This window comes from Dyella sp. C11 (assembly GCF_003121485.1).
Classification (GTDB): Bacteria; Pseudomonadota; Gammaproteobacteria; order Xanthomonadales; family Rhodanobacteraceae; genus Dyella.
This window is the reverse complement of sequence record NZ_QAVX01000004.1, coordinates 229737-236456: the sequence shown is the minus strand read 5'-3', so window position 1 is coordinate 236456 and position 6720 is coordinate 229737. Positions and strand designations below refer to the sequence as shown.

Annotated in this window: 6 protein-coding genes; 2 read left to right on the top strand and 4 right to left on the bottom strand. The window is 62.7% G+C overall.

Annotation, left to right across the window (positions count from 1 at the left end; all coding sequences use genetic code 11):
* Positions 1–261: 261 nt before the first annotated feature.
* Positions 262–1473, bottom strand: a complete 1212-nt coding sequence (gene tyrS, locus DK366_RS06570; RefSeq protein WP_109124736.1) for a tyrosine--tRNA ligase — start codon at positions 1471–1473, stop codon at positions 262–264.
* 182 nt (positions 1474–1655) lie between these two features.
* Between tyrS and DK366_RS06565 the strand changes: the two genes are divergently transcribed.
* Both DK366_RS06565 and DK366_RS06560 read left to right on the top strand, forming a co-directional pair.
* On the top strand, positions 1656–3098 hold the full coding sequence (locus DK366_RS06565; protein ID WP_109124735.1) for a peptidoglycan DD-metalloendopeptidase family protein: 1443 nt from the start codon (positions 1656–1658) through the stop codon (positions 3096–3098).
* Positions 3099–3104: 6 nt separating this feature from the next.
* Complete coding sequence (locus DK366_RS06560) at positions 3105–4223, top strand: anhydro-N-acetylmuramic acid kinase (RefSeq protein ID WP_109124734.1); 1119 nt, start codon at positions 3105–3107, stop codon at positions 4221–4223.
* Here the strand turns inward: DK366_RS06560 and DK366_RS06555 are convergent, their stop codons facing one another.
* From DK366_RS06555 to DK366_RS06545, 3 genes are all read right to left on the bottom strand, one after another.
* Positions 4224–4526: a hypothetical protein gene (locus DK366_RS06555; protein ID WP_198651448.1), complete on the bottom strand. Its 303-nt coding sequence runs from the start codon at positions 4524–4526 to the stop codon at positions 4224–4226.
* An 86-nt stretch (positions 4527–4612) separates the two neighbouring features.
* Positions 4613–5920, bottom strand: a complete 1308-nt coding sequence (locus DK366_RS06550) for an MFS transporter (protein ID WP_232820938.1) — start codon at positions 5918–5920, stop codon at positions 4613–4615.
* The gene (locus DK366_RS06545; protein WP_109124733.1) at positions 5910–6680 is read right to left on the bottom strand and encodes an exodeoxyribonuclease III; all 771 of its coding nucleotides are present in this window, start codon (positions 6678–6680) and stop codon (positions 5910–5912) included. The genes DK366_RS06550 and DK366_RS06545 overlap by 11 nt, the downstream gene beginning before the upstream one ends.
* Positions 6681–6720: the final 40 nt, after the last annotated feature.

Below are 6720 nucleotides of genomic sequence, written 5' to 3'. Positions count from 1 at the left end.
CATTTCGTTCCGAGTGAGCCGCTCATCTTACATCATCTTTCCAGTCCGTCAACACCTTCAGCGAAATCTTTTTGCTGTCGTTGTTGCCGTGGAAGGAAGCTGCCAGCGGCGGGAGGCGAATAATAGGCAGGCACCCCACCTTTGACAAGCAATTTTTGAAATTATTTTTCAGAAATTTTTGATGTTTCGCGTAAGACGTTGTTCTCACGCGAAACTCTTCTCTTCGAAACATCGCGATGACGTTGCGTCATCGCGATCAACTCATGCCTGCTTCAACAGCACGCGAGCGAAGTTGCGCTTGCCGATCTGCAAAACACCCTCGAAACCCGGGGAAAACACGCGTTGCGCGTCTTCGACGACTTCGGCGTCGATGCGCACTGCACGTTCTTTGAGCTTGCGATTGGCTTCTGCATTACTAGGTGTGAGTCCTGCTGCAGTTAGCAGTGCAGGCAAACGAAGACCTTCCGCGGGCACCACGATTTCGTTGAGCGGCAACAGACTGGTGTCGCCTTCGCCGCGTACGACGGCGTGCCAGCCGGCAATGGCCTGTTCCGCCGCGGCAGCATCATGGAAGCGCGTAGCCAGTTCGCGTGCGAGCTTGATCTTGGCATCGCGCGGATTGAGCACACCACTGGCCACCTCCTGCTTCATGCGCGCGATGTCGTCCATCGACGTCTCGAAGCTGAGCAGTTCGAACCAGCGCCACATCAGGTCGTCGCCGATCTTCAGCGTCTTGGTGACGATGTCGATGGCCGGCTCATTGATGCCGATGTAGTTGCCCAGCGACTTGGACATCTTGTTGACGCCGTCCAGGCCTTCCAGCAGCGGCATGGTAAGGACGATCTGGGGCGGCTGACCGTGGTGTTCCTGCAGCGCGCGGCCCATCAGGAGATTGAACTTCTGATCCGTGCCGCCCAGCTCCACGTCGCATTTGAGGGCGACGGAGTCGTAGCCCTGCACCAGGGGATAAAGGAATTCATGGATGGCGATGGGCTGCTGGCCGGCGAAGCGCTTGGAGAAGTCGTCGCGCTCGAGCATGCGCGCCACGGTGTGCTGGGCGGCGAGCTTGATCATGTCGGCCGCGGTCATCTGGCCGAACCACTCGGAATTGAAGCGCAGCTCGGTGCGCTCCTTGTCAAGCACCTTATAGACCTGCTCGGCGTAGGTCTCGGCGTTGGCCAGCACGTCTTCGCGGGAAAGCGGCTTGCGCGTGACGTTCTTGCCGGTCGGGTCGCCGATCATGCCGGTGAAGTCGCCGATGAGGAAAATGACCTGGTGCCCCAGGTCCTGGAACTGGCGCATCTTATTAAGCAGCACCGTGTGGCCCAGGTGCAGGTCCGGCGCGGTCGGGTCGAAACCCGCCTTGATGCGCAGCGGACGACCGAGCTTCAGGCGAGCGGCCAGCTCTTCCTGCTTGATGATTTCGTCGGCGCCGCGCGCGATGGTGGCCAGCGCCTGCTCAAGCTCGTTCATGTATTCCTCAAATTTTCGTTGTTTGGAGAGCACCGTAAAGCATAGCTTCCCGGGCCCTTCCGTTAAGTGTGCGTTAATCGAAAAGTGAACGCAACCCATTGATGGAAAAGGCGTTGACGCCCTTTACACAGGGCCGCTATGGTACGCGGCAATTCGTAATTAGTACCTGGGGAACACCGGGCATGGGTGAGAGAAACGAGACCGCGCGCGTTGCGCGCAAACAGGCTGTGCGTCGAAAGGCGCAGCAACGCCACTCTCACTTTTACGAACGGTGTGCTCATTGGTCCTTTGGTTGCCACGGCGAAGCGGAACCCATCCGCTGGCACCGCGAGCGCTGGATTCTCGCGGGCACCGCCCTCCTTATTACGGCCGTTTCCGGCTTCCTGATTCCCGCCTGGGCCAGCGCGATGCGCCCGGACACCATATCCACCGCGCATGCCGTGCTGCCGCTGGAGTTGCCCAAGGCCGCGCCGGAAGTGGCGCAACAGACCCAGACGGTCGAAGACTGGCACATCGTGCAGGTGCAGCCGGGCCAGACCCTGTCCGACCTGTTCCAGAGCCAGGGCCTGAGCCTCACCGACGTACAGCATGTGGTGGACCAGTCCGGCGATGCGAAGGCGCTGCACCACATCAGCCCGGGCCAGGAATTCGATTTCCTGCTCGACAGCGATGGCAGCCTCAAGGGCATCCGCTTCGACAAGGACGAAGCCAAGCGCACCGTGATGCGCTTCGACGGCGACAAGGCCACGGTGGTGGCCGAATCGCGCGACGTGGAACGCCGTGAACACGTGGCCCACGGCACCATCGACAGCTCGCTGTTCGCCGCCGGCTCCAAGGCAGGCATGAGCAACCAGATGGTGCTCAAGCTGGCCGAACTCTTCAAATACGACATCGACTTTGTGCAGGACCTGCGCGAAGGCGACAGCTTCACCGTGATCTATGACGACGTGTACCGCGACGGCGCCTATCTGCACGAGGGCGACATCGTGGCGGCGGAATTCGTCAACGATGGCGAGCGCTACACGGCTTACCGCTTCAAGAAGGACGACGGCAGCTACGGCTGGTTCAGCGAAGACGGCCGCCCGATCCAGAAGTCGTTCCTGCGTATTCCGGTGGACTTCACCCGCATCTCTTCGCAGTTCAGCGCGGCCCGCATGCACCCCATCCTCGGCTTGATGCGCGCCCATCAGGGCGTGGATTACGCCGCACCCACCGGCACGCCGATTCATGCGGCCGGCGACGGCGTGATCAAGTTCAAGGGCTGGATGAACGGCTACGGCAAGTTCGTCATCGTGCAGCACAACGGCAGCATCAGCACCGCCTACGGCCATATGTCGAAGTTCGCCAACGAAAAAGTCGGCCAGCACGTGAGCCAGGGCGAAGTGATCGGCTACGTCGGCATGACGGGCCTGGCCACCGGTCCGCACCTGCATTACGAATTCCGCGTCAACAATGTGCAGCGCGATCCGCAGAAGGTGACGCTGCCCAAGCCCGAGCCGCTCCCGGCCGTGCAGATGGCCAAGTTCAAGGCCCAGGTGGTGCAGCCGCAGCTGGCCCGCCTGAAGTCGCTGGACGCCAACATCAAACTGGCCAAGGCCAGCGGCACCAAACGCAACGACGACTGATTCCACGTGGACGACGCCTCGGCGCTTTACCTCGGCCTGATTTCGGGCACCAGCGCTGACGGCATCGATGTCGCGCTGGTGCGTTTCGACGAGAACACCCCGCAGCTGGTGGATGCACTGACGCATCCGTGGCCGGACGAACTGCGTGCGCGCATTCTTGCCGTGGCGCAGGACGAAACGCGGCTGGACCTGGATGCCTACGGCCGGCTAGACGTCGCCATCGGCCAGTGCTTTGCCGATGCCGCGCAGCGATTGCTGGAACGTAACCGGGCCCATGCACCGTCGGTGCGTGCCATCGGTTCGCATGGGCAGACACTGCGCCATCGTCCGGCAGGCGAATTTCCCTTTACGTTGCAGGTGGGCGATCCATCCGTCATGGCCGAGCGCTGTGGCATCGATGTGGTCGCCGATTTCCGCCGGGCCGATGTGGCTGCCGGCGGCCAGGGCGCGCCATTGCTGCCTGCCGTGCACGCGATGCTGCTGGGCCGCGCCGACGGCGTTCGCGTGGTGCTGAACCTCGGTGGCATAGCCAACATCACGGTGCTCGATCCTGCCGGGAAAGTGTTCGGCTTCGACACCGGCCCGGCGAATGGCCTGATGGACGCGTGGCATGTGCGCCATCGTGGCGGCGCCTACGATGCCAACGGCGCTTTCGCGGCTTCAGGTCGCGTGGACGATGCGCTGCTGGCCGCGTTGCTGGCCGATCCTTATTTCGCCTTGCCCGCGCCCAAGAGCACGGGCCGTGAGCATTTCCACCTGGCATGGCTGGAAGCGCACCCGAACGTGTCAGCGCTGTCTCCCGCCGACGTGCAAGCCACGCTGCTGGAGCTTTCCGCACGCAGCATCGCCGAAGCGATTGATCGCCATGCGGCGGAGGCCGTTGATGTGCTGGCCTGCGGCGGTGGCGTGCATAACGACGTGCTGATGAAGCGCCTGGATCAACTGCTGGGATCGCGCACGCTCCAGAGCACGGCGGCGCACGGTGTGGACCCGGATTATCTGGAAGCGACGGCCTTCGCCTGGCTGGCCAGGCAGCGCCTGCTGGGCTTGCCTGGGAACCTTCCCGCCGTCACGGGCGCGCGTGGACCGCGCGTGCTGGGGGCGGTGTATCCCGCACCGCGCTGATCAGAAGCTGTCGTCGCTCAACACGTTGTTGCCTTGAACCAACGCCGCCGTGGGCGCACGCGAAAGCGCCTGCAGCGCTTCCTGGAAGGCGGCCTTTTCCTTGGCGTCCCACTGGCCACCCAGGGTGGTCAGGTCGCCCGGATCGAGCATGGTTTCCGCAAAGACGTTCGACGAGGCCATGCCCAGACCGTGGCGCAGCGCATGCAGCACCACGTCATTGATCGACCACTGCCTTTCCTTGGCCAACGTCTTGATGCGTTCGGCCATGAGGTTGTCGATATGGCGTATGACGAGGTCCGGCACGGACGCTTCCTCCGACAGTCATAAGCCCCCTGTGACTTCATCTTGTCACAGGGTCAGGCCGGAGAGTATCGACCGCTTGGCTGATTTCAGCCCGCGTTGGCCTCGGGCTCCGGCCGCTCGCGGGCGAAACGTGGCCACAGCAGGGCGAACAGCAGCATCGCTGGCAGCATCGAAATCACCGTGATGGCGAAGTAGCCGCCATAACCGATCACGGCAACCAGGCCACCGGCAAAGAAACCCAGCACCTTGCCCGGCAGATTCACCAGCGAACTCAGCAAAGCGTATTGCGTGGCCGTGTGCTGCCGGTTCACCAGCAGCGAGAGAAAGGCTACGGTGGGTGGCCCCAGCATGCCTTCGGCGAAGTTCTGACCGGAGATCGCCAGGGTCAGGACGCCGAGATTTCCCGGATTCCCCAGCAGCAGCAGATAAAGCAGGTTGCTGCAGGCGCCGAGCACAATGCACACCCCTAGGGTTCGCCATGCGCCCCAGCGCGCCACCGCCGCGCCGCCGACGAAGGCACCGGCGATGCCGATCCAGACACCGTAGATCTTGGTCACCGCGCCGATTTCGGTCTTGCTGAAGCCCATGTCGCGCATGAAAGGGTTGAAGATCGTGCCGATGGACTGCTCAGGCAGCTTGAACAGCAAGATGAACAACAGCGTCAGCAGCGCGACCACCCAGCTGTAGCGGCGAAAGAAGTCGGTGAATGGATCGATCACGCTCTCTTGCATGGCCATGCGCCAGCCGGGCGGCGTGGACCGGGCGATGGCCGGTTCGCGCATCACTAGCGTGGTGATGATCGGTATCAGCATCGCTGCAGCCATGCCCACGTAGATCCAGGGCCACGGAATGTGGTCGGCCAGGATCAGCGCCACGGCGCCGCCAAGCAGCAGACCCAAGCGATAACCCAGCGCATACGTGGCTACTAAGGCGCCTTGCGCAGAAGGCGGCGCGATTTCGATGCGATAGGCATCGATGGCGATATCCTGAGTTGCGCCCATGAACGCCACCAGCAAGGTCGCCAGCACAAAGGGCTGCAGCTGCTGCGGCGTGAACATGGCCATCAGCAGCAGGCCGCCGCGCACGCCCAGCTGCGCCAACAGCAGCCAGCCTCGACGCACGCCCAGCCGCGTGAACAACGGGCTCCGCCAATGATCGAGCAAGGGCGCCCAGAGAAACTTCAGCGCGTAGGTCATGCCGGCGCTGGCGATCATCGTGACGCTTTTCAGCGCAATGCCGTTTTCCTTCAACCACAACGACAGGGTGACGGACACCAGCAGGAACGGCAGCCCGGAAGAAAACCCGAGCAGGCACATGGTCCACGCCGCTGGCTCAGTGAACGAACGCCAGACCGACGGCTTGCGGGTTGCCGGCACGCCCACCTCAGTCGGCATAGTCGACCGTGTACGGCGCATGGTCGGAGAAGCGCTCGTCGCGATAGACGGAGCAATGCTTCAGGCGATCACGCAGGCCGGGCGTGACGATCTGGTAGTCGATGCGCCAACCCACGTTGTTCGCTCGCGCGTTGCCGCGGTTGGACCACCAGGTGTAGTCCTCGCCCTTGGGATGCAGCGTGCGGTAGCTGTCCACCCAGCCGTGCTTGTCGACCAGGTCGTTGAGCCAGGAGCGCTCCTCGGGCAGGCAACCGGAGTTCTTCTGGTTGGATTTCCAGTTCTTGATGTCCAGCTCGCTGCGCACGATGTTCCAGTCGCCGCACAGCACGTAGTCGCGGCCGCTCTTCATCCACTGGTCGAAGATGGGCGCGATCCAGTCCATCACCTTGAACTTGAACTGCTGGCGTTCGTCGCCCGACGAACCGGACGGCACATACAGCGACACCACGCTGAGCTTGCCAAATTGCGCCTCGATGTAGCGGCCTTCGTTGTCGAACGCGTCCCAGCCCAGGTCGGTGAGCACATTGTCGGGCTCGCGCTTGGCGTAGATGGCCACGCCGCTGTAACCCTTCTTGCTGGTGGCGTCGCGGTAGAAGCAATGGTGGCCATCGGGGCGGAACATGGGATCGGAAAGCTGGTCTTCCTGTGCCTTGGTTTCCTGCAGGCAGACCACGTCGGCCTTCTGCTTTCGCATCCAGTCGAACACGCCCTTGGTGCCGGCCGAACGGATGCCGTTCGCGTTGAGGCTGATGATGCGCATGTCGGGTGTGTCCTGCTCTTGCGATGGATGGGTCATCATA